The organism is Streptomyces sp. NPDC015661, from assembly GCF_043077765.1.
Taxonomy (GTDB): Bacteria; Actinomycetota; Actinomycetes; order Streptomycetales; family Streptomycetaceae; genus Streptomyces.
Genome location: NZ_JBIBST010000004.1, coordinates 1 through 13,547, shown reverse-complemented (window position 1 = coordinate 13,547; position 13,547 = coordinate 1). Strand labels below are relative to the sequence as shown.

Genomic DNA, 13,547 nt, shown 5'->3' with positions numbered 1-13,547 from the left:
GGTCAGCGGAAGGCGTCGACGGAAGGCGTCGGCGGAAGGCGTCGGCGGAAGGCGTCGGCGGGACGGCTCAGCGGATCTCGAGGATCTTCTCCCGCATCGCGTAGACCACGGCCTCCATCCGGGAGTGCAGCTGCAGCTTCTCCAGGATGTTCCGGACGTGGTTCTTCACCGTGTTCTCGGAAATGAACAGCTCCTTGGCGATGTCCCGGTTGTTCATTCCGGTCGCGACGAGCTTGAGGACCTCCAGCTCCCGGTCGGTCAGCCGGGGCGCGGGCACGAGCCGGCGCTCGTCGGTGCGCTGGATCATCGACTTGAACTCGGTGAGGAGCTTGGACGCCATGGACGGGCTGATCTGCGACTGTCCGTCGGCGACCGCGCGGATCGCGGTGGCGACCTCGTCGGTGGAGATCTCCTTGAGGAGGTAGCCGGTCGCCCCCGCCTTGATCGCGTCGTAGAGGTCGGCCTCCTCGTCGCTGATCGTCAGCATGATGATCTTCGCGCTGGGGGCCACCTCCTTGATGGAGGTGCACGCCTCGATGCCGCCGCGCCGGGGCATCCGTACGTCCATCAGAACGATGTCGGGCAGCAGATCGGCGGCCTTGTCGACGGCCTCGGCCCCGTCGCCGGCCTCGCCGACCACCTGGATGTCCTCCTCCTGGGCGAGGACGATCTCGAGTCCCCGGCGGAAGAGGGCATGGTCGTCCACGACGAGGACCCGGATCGGCTCCTTGCGGAATGCTCCGCCGGTCGAATCCGATCCCTCCGGGACCGCACCGCCGTGCTCGCGCCCGCTGAGCACCGGTCCGAAGCTGTCCGCCATCGTTCCTCCCCCTGAAGGCCGTGGCCTGAATTCGTTTCCGGTCCTCCAACCCGTGCTCGCTCGGCACCGGTTGGCGTGCACGCCATGATTTCATGCCCGGACGGCCACGGGGCGATCCACGGACGCACGGGGGTGCCCCTGGGGGCGCGAAATGCGCTCCAGGGGCACCGAGAGGGACACCTCAGTTCGGAGGCGGTGCGGCGCGGCGGGTCAGCCGCCGAGCGCTCCGCCGGCGCCGCCGCCCTCGGCGAGCGGGTCGCTCTCCAGGTGGATGACGCCGTAGTCGTAGGCGTGTCGTCGGTAGACGACGCTGGGCTGCTTGGTGTCGGAGTCGACGAAGAGGTAGAAGTCGTGCCCGACCAGCTCCATCTCGTAGAGCGCCTGGTCGAGCGTCATCGGTGCGGCCCGGTGGGTCTTCTCGCGGACCACGAGCGGGCCTTCGCCCTGGACCTCGATGGAGCCCATCATCGTGGTGGGCACCTTGTCGGTCTCGTCCACGGCCAGTTGGCCGTCTCCGTTGAGCTTCGCGGCGCCGGGCACCACGTCCCCGACCTCCGCCGCGGACAGCCGGCCGTTGCCACGGCGGGTGTACCGCTTGTCGTGCTGCTTGCGCAGTCGGGCCTCGAGCTTGCCGTGGGCGAGGTCGAGCGCTGCGTAAGGGTCGCCTGCCGCTGCTTCCGCCCGGATCACCGGGCCTCGGGAATGGACGGTGATCTCCACACGGTCGGACCGTTCGGCCTGCCGCGGGTTGGTCTCCTTGGACACCTCGACGTCGAGGCTGATCACCTTGCCGTCGAGCTTCTGGATCTTCTCCAGGTTCAGCTTCTCGGCCACGTGCTTGCGGAACCGCTCGGGCACCTCGGTCTTGCGGCCCTTGACGACGATGTCCACGCAGAACTCCGTTCCCGGATCGCCCTGGTCGGCTCCTTGGCCGCCGGGCATCTCCCTTTGCACCAGACTCCGGTGGTTACCGGAGCTCGGACTTGGCGACTTCGACCTCCTCCTCCCCAGTCGACAAGATCTCCACCCCATCGACAAGAGGTTAATTCGCCCTGAACTCCTGTCCTGTAGGCGCAACCATGTATTCGGTGAGGCGATGGCATTCGCCATTCCTCACAACCGAACATAGCCCCTTCGGACGGGTGTCGGCACCCGCTACCGCGACATACCTCCGTTCGAGTGCTTTCACCTCTCACCACCTGCAACGATCCAAGTTTCCGGCGAGTTCCGGTTTATTTCGAACGAAGCGGGAGAGGATGCGATCACAGCCGCCACCCGCTGTTCGATTCCGTGCTGCGCCGAACGGGCCGGTAAGCCGTGCGGTATTCCATGAATGAACGGCAGGTGTACGGCTCCGAGGGCGCGCGCCGCCTCCGCGAGCGAGGCGCCCGTGGTCATCAGGTCGTCCACGACGATCACCCTTCCCGCCGTCAGGAGCCGCGCCCCGCCCGGCACGACGTCCAGCGCCCCCGACAGGTTCGCGAGCCGTCCGCGCGCCCCCAGGCCCGCCTGGTCCGCCACGTCCCGCCGCTGCCGCAGCACGGGCACGACCCGCGCCGGCCTGCCCGCCCGCCGCAGCCGGGCCGCCGCGGCCAGCGCGATCCGCCGCGTCGGATCATGGCCACGCGCCCGTACGGAACGCCGCGAGGAGGGCACGGGTACGAGGAGCAGCGGTCGGTCCGCGGGTCCCGCCACGGGCCCGGCAGCGGCCGCCACGGCCCCGGCGAGGGCACCGCCCAGGGGCCCGGCGAGCGTGAGCGCCCCGCGCTCCTTGTGGGCGATGAGCAGCTCCCGTACGGCGTCGGCGTACGGCGCGGCGGCGTGCACCACGGGCAGCCCGGCGGGCTCGGGCGAGGGCCGCACCCTGCGCGGCGCCGCCCCGGCGAGCGCGTCCGCGCAGTCCGCGCACACCTCCGTCCGCGGTCTGCCGCAGCCTCCGCAGGCGACCGGCAGCACCAGCCCGGCGATCTCGCGCCACCACCCCCGCATGGCTCCACTGTGCGCCTCGGGACGCCTCCCGGCCACCCCTGTGGAAAACCTTCGGGGAACCCGGAAGTACGTCAGGTGCCCCCCTTCCCCGCCCGGCCCGGGCGGGGTGCTGCGGGGTGGCTCCTAGCCCGGGTAGACGGGTGAGAAGCCCTTCTTGGCCACCGGCTGCCAGTTCGTCCCCGGCGCCAGCCGGACGATGCCGTCGTCGCCGGAGTCGGCCACCACCGGCGCCTTGTCCGTGTGCGGCGCGGCCACCGACGTCACCCCGTTCAGACCGGGGAGCACCGAGGTCGTCGAGGTCGAGCCGTCGGTCTGGAGGTAGCGGATCTGCTGCACGCCGCCCGCCTCCTTGCCGACCACGACGAGCCGGCTCGGCCCCGCCCAGGAGACGGCCGTGACCGACTCCATCCGGGGCGCGGCGGGCTGGAGGTCGAGGACGGAGACGACCGGTTCCTCGCCCGTCGTCTGCCGCTGGATCCGGCCGATCTGCAGGGTCGTGCGCTCGCCCCGCGTGATGACCATGGCGATCCGTACGCCGTCCGCGGAGACCCGGAGGGACTCGATGCGGGCGCCGTCCCCCAGCCAGGGCGTGCGGACCCGGACGGGGTGACCGGTGCCGTCGTCGGGCACCATCCACAGCCGGGGCGCGGCGGGGTCCCGGTCGGCGACCCACAGGTTGCCCCGGACGTCCCAGCTGGGGGCGGACAGCCGGTCGGCCGGGCGGGCGGCCTTGCTGGTCAGGACCGGCGGCAGCGGGTCCTGCTCCGTGGTGATGGAGGAGACGAGCAGCTGGCGGCCGGCCTCGCCGACCCCGGCGGCCCGGGTCTCGCTCCGGTCGACGGCGGCGGAGCCGAGCGGCACGGTGCCCTTCCCGAACGGCCCCGGAACCTCGATCGGCGCGTCCGCCTCCTTGCCGCCGACCAGGAGCATCATCAGCTTGCCGTGCTCGTCGACGAAGTAGGGGTGCTCCTCGCGGCCGGTGTCGCGCACCGCCGCGAACTCGGCGGCCTGCCCCTTGCCCAGCCGGCACAGCGACTGCCCGCCGGACCCGAGGAGCTCCACCTGCTCGACCCGCACGGAGGTCAGGTCGCCGAGCGTGAACAGCAGCTGCGCCGCCATCCGCCGGCACGCCTCCACACCGGCCCGGTCCGCCTTGCGGTTGAGCGGCACCCTCAGCGTGGACTGGTCGTCCGTGGTCAGCGTGGTGACGCCGCTCTTCAGCTCCGTGCCGGAGGGGAACTGCGAGTCGACGGCCGGCTTCAGCCAGTTCGTCGGTCCTTCGAGGAGCGCCTTGACCGTCTGTGTCACCGGATCCATCCGGGTGACGGGGTCCTGTCGCTGCCGGATGTAGACGGGGTCGGCGACGACCCAGTCCTCCCCGGAGGCGAAGTAGTACTTGTTGACCGACCGGTAGTTGCGAAGGAAGTCGGCCTCGCCGAGGACCAGGCCGGGCGGGAGGCTGTCGATGCGCCACTCCTTGCCCTTGCCGTTCGCCGAGAGCTGCTGCACCACGTGGATCGACTGGAGGTAATCGGCGGGGCTGACCGGCTGGTAGGCGTGCCGGGCGTCCACGGTCGCGATCTTGCGCCCGGACAGCGGGAAGGCTCGGCCCTGGTTGTCGGGGTCGGCGTTGCGGTCGGTCGGCTCGCGGTCGGGCGCGGTGGTGAGCACGGTGATGCTCTGCTCCGGCCTCCAGCTCTGCGCGGCCTTCTTCGTGAGGTACTTGCGGGCGGTGGCGAAGCCGGGGTCGTCACTGGTCATGGCTTCCAGGAAGCCGTCGACGATCTCGTCCGGGTCCGCGTTCTCCCGGGGCGCGACGGCGTAGACCCGCACCTGCGAGTCGCCCGTGTTGGAGCCCTTGACCGCCTGGAGGTCCCCGCTGTCGGGCATCGTCGCGCATCCGGTCACCAGGAGCCCGCCGCACGCGGCGAGGACCACCGCGCGTGTACTCCGTCCCCGCCCCGCGTGCTCCGCTCGGGAGTCAGCGCCCACGTGTCCCGTCCTCCCGCTCCAGATGTCCGTTCCCGCCGGCCGTCGTCGTGCCCGCCCCGGTTCCTTCGCCGTCCGTCGCCGATCGCGCCACGACCCGGGCGCCGCTGCCGGGCAGCGCCGTCGGGTCGACGGTCGCCCGCGGCGGCGCGGGCAGCCTCGGCGGTACGGCGAGCGCCGGCCGGTCGCCCGCCGGCTGCGACGGCACCGAGGTGAGCCGGCCGCTCTCCCGCTCGCGTCCGGCGGCCGCCTGCTCGCGGTTGCGCCGTGAGTCCTCGGGCTCCAGCGGGATCGGGGAGCCGCGCAGCGGCTCGTCCGCGGTGCGCGGGAGGGTGAGCCGGAACTGCGATCCGCCGCCGGCCTCGCCCCAGGCCTGGAGCCAGCCGCCGTGCAGCCGCGCGTCCTCGACGGCGATCGACAGGCCGAGGCCGGTGCCGCCGGTCGTCCGCGCGCGTGCCGGGTCGGCGCGCCAGAAGCGGTTGAAGACCCGGGTGGCCTCGCCGGGCTTGAGCCCGACGCCGTAGTCGCGTACGGCGACGGCGACGGCCCCGCCGGCGGCGGCGAGCTTCACGACCACGTCGCGGCCCTCGCCGTGCTCGACGGCGTTGACGACGAGGTTGCGCAGTACCCGCTCGACCCGGCGGGCGTCCGCCTCGGCCACCACGGGCTGCTGGTCGCCGAGGACGACGATCCGGGTGCCCTTGCGCTCGGCGAGGGGTTCGGCGCCGCCGATGACCCGGCGGACGACCTGGCGCAGGTCTATCGGCTCGGCTTCGAGGGCGGCCGCGCCGGCGTCGAAGCGGCTGATCTCCAGGAGGTCGGAGAGCAGCGACTCGAAGCGGTCGAGCTGGTCGCCGAGGAGTTCGGCGGAGCGGGCGGTGATCGGGTCGAAGTCGGCGCGGGCCTCGTGGATGACGTCGGCGGCCATCCGGACGGTGGTCAGCGGGGTGCGCAGCTCGTGCGAGACGTCGGAGACGAAGCGCCGCTGCATCCGCGAGAGCTCCTCCAGCTGCTGGATCTTCAGCTGGAGGTTGGAGGCCATCTTGTTGAAGGCCTCGCCGAGACGCGCGATGTCGTCCTCGCCGGTGACCTTCATGCGTTCCTGGAGGCGGCCGGCCGAGAGCCGTTCGGCGATCCCCGCGGCCATCCGTACGGGCGTGACGACCTGGCGCACCATGAGCCAGGCGATCGCGCCGAGCAGGACGACGACGAAGAGTCCGGCGGTCGCCAGGGTGCCCTTGACCAGGGTGAGGGAGTCCTCCTCCTGGGTCAGCGGGAAGAGGTAGTACAGCTCGTACTGGTCGCCGTCGGCGTCGTTCAGCCGCTTGCCGATCACCAGGCCGGCCTCGGACGCCTTGCCGCTGGTGTAGTGGATGCGCGTGAACTTCTGGATGGTCCCGGTGCCCTGGGCGACCGAGTGCCGCAGGTCCGCCGGGATGCTCGTGGTCGGGTCGACCTCGCCCGAGGCCCGGGCGCCGCGGCTCGCGGTGTCACCGGTGTCGAGGGAGAGCGCGACCACGTTGAAGGCGCTCTGCCCGCCACTGGCGAGCTGCTCGACCAGCGTGGAGCGCCAGTTCACGGAGGCGCCGGCCCGTCCGCCGTCCTGCTGCCCGGGCGCCGAGGGGGTGGTCGCCGCCCGGTCCTGGGCGGCGGAGAACCCTCCGGCGGCCTGGCTCTGGGCGGCCCTCTCCTTGGCGTCGAGCAGACCGTTGCGGACCTGCCCGATGACGACGATGCCGAGCAGCAGCACGACTCCGAGGGACATCAGCAGGGTGCCCGCGACGATCCTCAGCTGGATGTTCCGCCGCCACAGCCGCACAGCGGGCAGCAGTGGCCGGCGCACCCAGCGCGCGAAGAGGCGCAGGACCGCCCTGCTGCGCAGCAGACGGCCGAAACGCGAGCCCCCCCGCCCCGGTCCGGCAGTCCGCCCCGTACGGACTCCCGGGTCCCCGGGCCTCGGAGCAGTACTGCCTGTGCTCATGTCAGCTCGGTCCCGCCTTGTAACCGACACCGCGGACGGTGACCACGATCTCCGGGCGCTCGGGGTCCTTCTCGACCTTCGAGCGCAGCCGCTGGACGTGCACGTTCACCAGCCGGGTGTCGGCCGCGTGCCGGTAGCCCCAGACCTGCTCGAGCAGGACCTCACGGGTGAAGACCTGCCACGGCTTGCGCGCGAGCGCCACCAGCAGGTCGAACTCCAGCGGGGTCAGCGCGATGGACTGGCCGTCCCGCTTCACGGAGTGCCCGGCCACGTCGATGACCAGGTCGCCGATGGTGAGCTGCTCGGGGGCGGGCTCCTCGGACCTCCGCAGCCGCGCCCGGATCCGGGCGACGAGCTCCTTCGGCTTGAACGGCTTCACGATGTAGTCGTCGGCGCCGGACTCCAGGCCCACGACCACGTCGACGGTGTCGCTCTTGGCCGTGAGCATGACGATCGGCACCCCGGACTCGGCGCGGATGAGCCGGCACACCTCGATGCCGTCCCTTCCGGGCAGCATCAGGTCGAGCAGCACCAGGTCGGGCTTGGCCTCTCTGAAAGCGGCAAGCGCCTTGTCACCGTCCGCGACGAACGACGGCTCGAACCCTTCACCCCGCAGCACGATGCCGAGCATCTCGGCCAGTGCGGTGTCGTCGTCGACGACAAGAACGCGTCCCTTCATATCGACATCATCCCATTAGCCAATCGTTACCTGCCGTGACCTGTCCCACAGCGCCTCCCCCAGCCCGGGCCTGATCTCGTGGTCGACGGCCCGCTCGGCCCGCCGGCGCACGGGTCGCGCGTCCTGATCGGGCATCCGCACAGTGTGCAGCCTGCGGCTCCCACAATGAAGGTCCGGACAAAGGTACGAAGGAGATCCGGGCTCCGGCCCACGGGCGGGCCCCGCGTGGCACGATGGCACCCGGCCCGCCGCCGTGTCAGGTGTCGGCCGCCGTGACCGAGCCGGTTCGCCGATCCGGCACCGCGACCATTCCTCCGAGGTGGACGACCGTGAACGACACTCCGGGCTGGACCTCGCCCGGATCCGCCCCCTCCGACGGCCAGGACGGCTCCGGGGCCCCCGTGCCCCCCGCCGCGGCCGACGCGAACGGCTCCGCCACCCAGTGGTCCAAGGACCAGCCGCCCGCCGGCCAGTGGTCCCCGCCGACCGACCGGACCCCGCAGCCCGCGCCCGGCCAGAACTGGGGAACCCCGCCCCCGCACGTCAACTGGGGCAGGCCTCCGGCCGCGAAGCCCGGAGTCATCCCGCTGCGGCCGCTGGGCATGGGCGAGATCCTCGACGGCGCGGTGAAGACCCTCCGCACCTACTGGCGCACGGTCCTCTCCATCTCGGTCACGGTCGCGGTGATCTCCCAGATCGCCGACGTCCTGGCCCAGCGCTACCTCGTGCTGGCCGGCCCGGAGCTCAACCCGGACGCCACGCCCGCCGAACAGCTGGAGCAGTCCCTGGACTCCGCCCAGGCCTCCCTGATCGGCCTGGGCCCCGCCCTGCTCGTGACGATGATGGCGTCGCTCGTGAGCGCCGCCCTGCTGACCGTCGTCATCAGCCGTGCCGTCCTCGGCCGCCCGGTCTCGCTGGGCTCCGCCTGGCAGGAGGCCCGCCCGCGGCTGCTCCAGCTGCTCGGCCTGACCCTGCTGCTCGCGGCGACGGCCGCCGCCGTCGTGAGCGTCGGCCTGTTCCCCGGCCTCCTGATCGGCGGCGCCGCCGGGGTGGCCCTGACCTTCCTGGGAGGTCTGGGCGCCATCGTGGCGGTCGTCTGGCTGATGATCCGCTTCAGCCTCGCGTCTCCCGCCCTGATGCTGGAGCGCCGGGGCGTCGTCCAGTCGCTGAAGCGCTCGGCGAAGCTGGTGCAGGGCTCGTGGTGGCGGATCTTCGGCATCACGGTGCTGACGCAGCTGCTGATCTTCCTCTTCGCCATGATCATCGCGATCCCGTTCACCGCCATCGGCTTCATGGTGGACGGCGACGGCTTCGAGGGCCTGCTCTCCGGCAACGCCACCACCTTCGGCTGGCCGTTCCTGATCGTCACGGGCATCGGCGGCGTGATCACCAGCGCCCTCACCTACCCGATCTCGGCCGGTGTCACGGTCCTCCTCTACGTGGACCAGCGCATCCGCCGCGAAGCCCTGGACCTCGAACTGGCCCGGGCCGCCGGCCTCCCCGGCTACGGCCCCACGCCGGGCACCGACACCGTCGGGGGCTGATGCGGTGACGGTCACGGGGGGAGCGGCCGCGGCACTGACACGGCTGCGGGCCGACGGCGACACACCGGTGGACATCTCCCGCGTCCCCGCCCGCGAGGCGGCGGAGCGGGAGCTCTCCGACCCGAAGTACCACCAGAACGACCCGAACCTCCTCCAGCGCGGCCTCGACCGCTTCTGGGAGTGGCTCGACGACCTCTTCGGCACCGCTTCGGGGGCGACCCCGGGCGGCGTCCTCGGCCTCGTCGTCGTCGTCCTGCTCGTGGCCGCCCTCGCCGCCGCCCTCTGGTGGCGCCTCGGCACCCCGCACCGGTCCCCCGGCACCACCGGCGACTCGCTCTTCGCCGACGGCCCCCGCACCGCCCGCGACCACCGCACGGCCGCCGCCCGGCACGCCTCCGCCGGCCGCTGGAACGAGGCCGTCCAGGAACGGATGCGCGCCATCGTCCGCTCCCTCGAAGAGCGCACCCTCCTCGAACCCCGCCCCGGCCGCACCGCCGACGAGGCCGCCGCCGAAGCCGGCCGCTCCATCCCCTCCCACGCGGACGACCTGCGCCTGGCGGCCCGCACCTTCGACGACGTCACATACGGCGGCCGCACCGCCGACGAGCCCGCGTACCGTCGCGTCGAGGCACTGGACACCGCCCTGGAGCGGACCCGCCCCACCCTCGACACCGCCTCCACGGGGACACCCGCATGAGCCGCCCGGCCGCCGGAACCTCGACCGCCCCCACGGCCCGTCAGGTGTGGACCCGCGTCCGCGGCGCCGTGCTCGTCCTCGCCCTGGTCCTGATCGGCGGCCTCGCCCTCGCGACCGTCCGTGCCTCCGACGCCCACGACGCCCTCGACCCGCGCTCCGCCGACCCCCACGGCAGCCTGGCCGTCGCCGAGCTCCTCAAGGCCCGCGGCGTCACCGTCACCCTCGCCACCACCCTCGACGAGGCCACCGCGGCCGCGGACACCGGAACGACCCTCCTGGTCACCACCCCCGACCTGTTGACGGACACTCAGCAGTCCACGCTCCACACGGTCATGGAGAACGCCGCCGGCCGCACGGTCCTCATCGGCGCCGGCCGTGCCTCCCTCTCCACCCTCGCCCCGGGAGTCACCAGCGCCCCGAGCACCCCGGTACGGGAACGCACCCCCGCCTGCACCCTGCCGGCCGCCACCCGCGCCGGCAGCGTCGACCTCGGCGGCGAACGCTACGAGACCTCCCCCGGCACCACCGCCTCCGCCTGCTACCGCGCCGACGGCCGGCCGACCCTGCTCCACCTCCCCACCGCCGGCACCGGCACCGGCGACACGGTCCTCCTCGGCTCGCCCGACATCCTCTACAACTCCCGCCTCGACCAACGGGGCAACGCCTCGCTGGCCCTGCAACTCCTCGGCTCCCAGCCCCATCTCGTCTGGTACCTCCCCTCCCTCTCCGATGCCTCGGCAACCGCCGACACGCCGTCCGACGACACCACGGGCAACTTCCTCTCCCTCATCCCCTCCGGCTGGCTGTGGGGCGCCCTCCAACTCGCCCTCGCGGCCCTGCTCGCAGCCCTCTGGCGCGGCCGCCGCCTCGGCCCCCTGGTCACCGAACGCCTCCCCGTGGCCCTCCGCGCCTCGGAGGCCACCGAGGGCCGCGCCCGCCTCTACCGCAAGGCGAACGCCCGCGACCGCGCCGCCACCGTCCTGCGCACCGCGACCCGCTCCCGGCTCGCCCCGCTGCTCGGCGTCCCCGTCCAGGACGCCCACTCCCCCGACCGTCTCCTCCCCGCACTCTCCGCCCGTCTCCCCGAGACCACCGCGGACCCCAGGAACCTCCTCTTCGGCCCGGCTCCCGCCGACGACGCCACCCTCATCCGCCTGGCGGACCAACTCGACGCCCTCGAAAGAGAGGTACGCACCTCATGAGCGCCCCGACCCCCGAGACCGCCACGGACTCGGACAGCGCCCGCGCCTCCCTGGAGGCCCTGCGCACCGAGATCGCGAAGGCCGTGGTCGGCCAGGACCCCGCCGTCACCGGTCTCGTCGTCGCCCTGCTCTGCCGGGGACACGTCCTCCTCGAAGGCGTCCCCGGAGTCGCCAAGACCCTCCTGGTCCGCTCGTTGGCCGCCGCCCTCGAACTCGACACCAAGCGCGTCCAGTTCACCCCCGACCTGATGCCGAGCGACGTCACCGGCTCCCTGGTCTACGACGCCCGCACCGCCGAGTTCTCCTTCCAGCCAGGTCCGGTCTTCACCAACCTGCTGCTCGCCGACGAGATCAACCGCACGCCCCCGAAGACCCAGTCCTCCCTCCTGGAGGCGATGGAGGAACGCCAGGTCACGGTCGACGGCACCCCGCGTCTCCTCCCGGAGCCGTTCCTGGTCGCCGCGACCCAGAACCCCGTCGAGTACGAGGGCACCTACCCGCTCCCCGAGGCCCAACTGGACCGGTTCCTGCTGAAGCTGACGGTCCCTCTACCCTCGCGCGCGGACGAGATCCATGTCCTCACCCGTCACGCCGAGGGATTCGACCCCCGCGACCTGAAGGCCGCCGGCGTCCGCCCCGTCGCAGGACCCGCCGAGCTCGAAGCGGCCCGGGCCGCCGTCGCCAAGGTCTCGGTCTCCGCCGAGATCGCCGGCTATGTCGTGGATATCTGTCGTGCCACGCGTGAATCCCCCTCACTCACGCTCGGGGTCTCTCCCCGAGGCGCCACCGCCCTGCTCTCCACCGCCCGCGCCTGGGCCTGGCTCACCGGCCGGGACTACGTCACCCCGGACGATGTGAAGGCCCTCGCTCTCCCCACCCTGCGTCATCGCATCCACCTGCGGCCCGAGGCCGAGATGGAGGGGGTCACCCCCGACTCCGTCATCAACTCGATCCTCGCCCACGTCCCCGTACCCCGCTGAGAACGGCGCCCCATGGCCCTCACCGGACGAACCGCGCTGATCGCGGCCCTCGGATCGCTCCCCGTCGGCATCCTCGCCCCCAGCTGGGCGGGGATGCTCGCGGTGAACGCGCCTCTCTCACTCGCAATTCTGTGCGACTATGCGATGGCGGCGCCAGTACGAACGCTCCAATTCACCCGAAGTGGTGATACATCCGTTCGACTCGGTGACGGAGCCGAGGTTCAGCTCACCGTCACCAACCCGTCCCGCCGCCGCCTCCGCGCCCAGCTCCGCGACGCCTGGCCACCCAGCAGCTGGCTCCCCGGCACCGAACAGGCCTCCTCACGCCGGCGACTGACCGTCCCCGCCGGCGAGCGCCGCCGCCTCACCACGAGCCTGCGCCCGACCCGCCGCGGCGACCGCCACGCCGAACGGGTCACGGTCCGTTCCTTCGGTCCCCTCGGCCTCGCGGCCCGCCAGGGCCACCACGAGGTCCCCTGGACCGTCCGTGTCCTGCCGCCCTTCACCAGCCGCAAGCACCTGCCGTCGCGCCTGGCCCGGCTCCGCGAGCTCGACGGCCGCACCAGCGTGCTCACCCGGGGCGAGGGCACGGAGTTCGACAGCCTCCGCGAGTACGTCCCCGGCGACGACACCCGCTCGATCGACTGGCGGGCCACGGCCCGCCAGACCGCCGTCGCGGTCCGCACCTGGCGCCCGGAGCGCGACCGGCACATCCTGATCGTCCTCGACACCGGCCGCACCTCGGCGGGCCGCGTGGGCGACGTGCCCCGTCTGGACGCCTCGATGGACGCGGCCCTCCTCCTCACCGCGCTCGCGTCCCGCGCAGGCGACCGTGTGGACCTGCTGGCCTACGACCGCCGCCTCCGCGCCCAGGTCCAGGGCCGTTCCGCCGGCGACGTCCTCCCGGCCGTGGTCAACGCCCTCGCCCCGCTGGAACCCGAACTGGTGGAGACGGACGCCCGCGGCCTGGCCGCGACGGCTCTGGCACGCGCGCCTCGCCGCTCGCTGATCGTCCTCCTGACCAGCCTGGACGCGGCCCCGATCGAGGAGGGCCTCCTCCCGGTCCTCCCGCAGCTCGCCCAGCGCCACACGGTCCTGGTGGCGTCGGTCGCCGATCCCCACGTCACGCGCATGGCCGAGGCCCGTGGCACGATCGAAGCCGTCTACGAGGCCGCGGCGGCCACTCAGACCCAGTCCCAGCGCGCCCGCACCGCGGACCAGCTCCAGCGTCATGGCGTCACGGTCGTCGACGCCACCCCCGACACCCTCGCCCCCGCCCTGGCGGACGCCTACCTGGCCCTGAAAGCAGCCGGCCGCCTCTGAGCCCGACGACAAACGCCCCCTCCGAAAGGGGACGTGCCGTAAACGCAGAAAAGCCCCGCACCAGAGGTGCGGGGCTTTCCCACAATGATTGTTCGGCGGCGTCCTACTCTCCCACAGGGTCCCCCCTGCAGTACCATCGGCGCTGAAAGGCTTAGCTTCCGGGTTCGGAATGTAACCGGGCGTTTCCCTAACGCTATGACCACCGAAACTCTATGAAGTTTACGAACCGCCGCACCCCGCAGGGGGCGTGTTCGTTGCTTCAGAACTAACACAGTGGACGCGAGCAACTGAGGACAAGCCCTCGGCCTATTAGTACCGGTCAGCTCCACCCATTACTGGGCTT

The 13,547-nt window shown here is 72.4% G+C and carries 11 protein-coding genes and 1 rRNA gene; 5 read left to right on the top strand and 7 right to left on the bottom strand.

The window, feature by feature from the left end:
- Positions 1-67 precede the first annotated feature (67 nt).
- The 6 genes from ACF07V_RS12010 to mtrA form a co-directional block, all read right to left on the bottom strand.
- On the bottom strand, positions 68-820 hold the full coding sequence (locus ACF07V_RS12010; RefSeq protein WP_392153465.1) for a response regulator: 753 nt from the start codon (positions 818-820) through the stop codon (positions 68-70).
- A gap of 210 nt (positions 821-1,030) precedes the next feature.
- Positions 1,031-1,711: a ribosome hibernation-promoting factor, HPF/YfiA family gene (gene hpf, locus ACF07V_RS12005; protein WP_369144544.1), complete on the bottom strand. Its 681-nt coding sequence runs from the start codon at positions 1,709-1,711 to the stop codon at positions 1,031-1,033.
- A gap of 294 nt (positions 1,712-2,005) precedes the next feature.
- The gene (locus ACF07V_RS12000; protein WP_392153463.1) at positions 2,006-2,809 is read right to left on the bottom strand and encodes a ComF family protein; all 804 of its coding nucleotides are present in this window, start codon (positions 2,807-2,809) and stop codon (positions 2,006-2,008) included.
- Positions 2,810-2,932: 123 nt separating this feature from the next.
- Positions 2,933-4,801, bottom strand: coding sequence for an LpqB family beta-propeller domain-containing protein (locus ACF07V_RS11995; RefSeq protein WP_392153461.1), 1,869 nt, complete (start codon positions 4,799-4,801; stop codon positions 2,933-2,935).
- Positions 4,791-6,779, bottom strand: a complete 1,989-nt coding sequence (mtrB, locus tag ACF07V_RS11990; RefSeq protein WP_392153459.1) for an MtrAB system histidine kinase MtrB — start codon at positions 6,777-6,779, stop codon at positions 4,791-4,793. Before mtrB ends, ACF07V_RS11995 begins: the two co-directional genes overlap by 11 nt.
- Position 6,780: 1 nt before the next feature.
- Positions 6,781-7,458, bottom strand: coding sequence for a two-component system response regulator MtrA (gene mtrA, locus ACF07V_RS11985; protein ID WP_010356958.1), 678 nt, complete (start codon positions 7,456-7,458; stop codon positions 6,781-6,783).
- A 329-nt stretch (positions 7,459-7,787) separates the two neighbouring features.
- On the opposite strand from mtrA, the gene ACF07V_RS11980 reads away from it, so the two are divergent.
- Genes ACF07V_RS11980 through ACF07V_RS11960 form a run of 5 tightly spaced genes read left to right on the top strand, consistent with a single transcriptional unit; the run spans position 7,788 to position 13,204 of the window.
- A complete protein-coding gene (locus ACF07V_RS11980; RefSeq protein WP_392153457.1) occupies positions 7,788-9,002 on the top strand; it encodes a hypothetical protein in 1,215 nt (404 codons plus the stop codon).
- A gap of 4 nt (positions 9,003-9,006) precedes the next feature.
- Positions 9,007-9,699 (top strand): DUF4129 domain-containing protein, encoded by a 693-nt coding sequence (locus ACF07V_RS11975; RefSeq protein WP_392153455.1) that lies wholly within the window; start codon positions 9,007-9,009, stop codon positions 9,697-9,699.
- On the top strand, positions 9,696-10,901 hold the full coding sequence (locus ACF07V_RS11970) for a DUF4350 domain-containing protein (RefSeq protein WP_392153453.1): 1,206 nt from the start codon (positions 9,696-9,698) through the stop codon (positions 10,899-10,901). The genes ACF07V_RS11975 and ACF07V_RS11970 overlap by 4 nt, the downstream gene beginning before the upstream one ends.
- The gene (locus tag ACF07V_RS11965) at positions 10,898-11,881 is read left to right on the top strand and encodes a MoxR family ATPase (protein WP_190106559.1); all 984 of its coding nucleotides are present in this window, start codon (positions 10,898-10,900) and stop codon (positions 11,879-11,881) included. The genes ACF07V_RS11970 and ACF07V_RS11965 overlap by 4 nt, the downstream gene beginning before the upstream one ends.
- A gap of 12 nt (positions 11,882-11,893) precedes the next feature.
- Positions 11,894-13,204 carry a DUF58 domain-containing protein gene (locus tag ACF07V_RS11960; protein ID WP_392153451.1) on the top strand — a complete coding sequence of 437 codons (1,311 nt, stop codon included), beginning with the start codon at positions 11,894-11,896 and terminating at the stop codon, positions 13,202-13,204.
- A 90-nt stretch (positions 13,205-13,294) separates the two neighbouring features.
- Here the strand turns inward: ACF07V_RS11960 and rrf are convergent.
- A 5S ribosomal RNA gene (gene rrf, locus ACF07V_RS11955) occupies positions 13,295-13,411 on the bottom strand.
- Positions 13,412-13,547 lie beyond the last annotated feature (136 nt).

Coding starts and splice junctions, on each gene's coding strand:
- ACF07V_RS12000 (WP_392153463.1), bottom strand. CDS start 2,809: ATGCGGGGGTGGTGGCGCGAGATCGCCGGGCTGGTGCTGCCGGTCGCC.
- ACF07V_RS11970 (WP_392153453.1), top strand. CDS start 9,696: ATGAGCCGCCCGGCCGCCGGAACCTCGACCGCCCCCACGGCCCGTCAG.
- ACF07V_RS11965 (WP_190106559.1), top strand. CDS start 10,898: ATGAGCGCCCCGACCCCCGAGACCGCCACGGACTCGGACAGCGCCCGC.
- ACF07V_RS12010 (WP_392153465.1), bottom strand. CDS start 820: ATGGCGGACAGCTTCGGACCGGTGCTCAGCGGGCGCGAGCACGGCGGT.
- mtrA (WP_010356958.1), bottom strand. CDS start 7,458: ATGAAGGGACGCGTTCTTGTCGTCGACGACGACACCGCACTGGCCGAG.
- mtrB (WP_392153459.1), bottom strand. CDS start 6,779: ATGAGCACAGGCAGTACTGCTCCGAGGCCCGGGGACCCGGGAGTCCGT.
- ACF07V_RS11960 (WP_392153451.1), top strand. CDS start 11,894: ATGGCCCTCACCGGACGAACCGCGCTGATCGCGGCCCTCGGATCGCTC.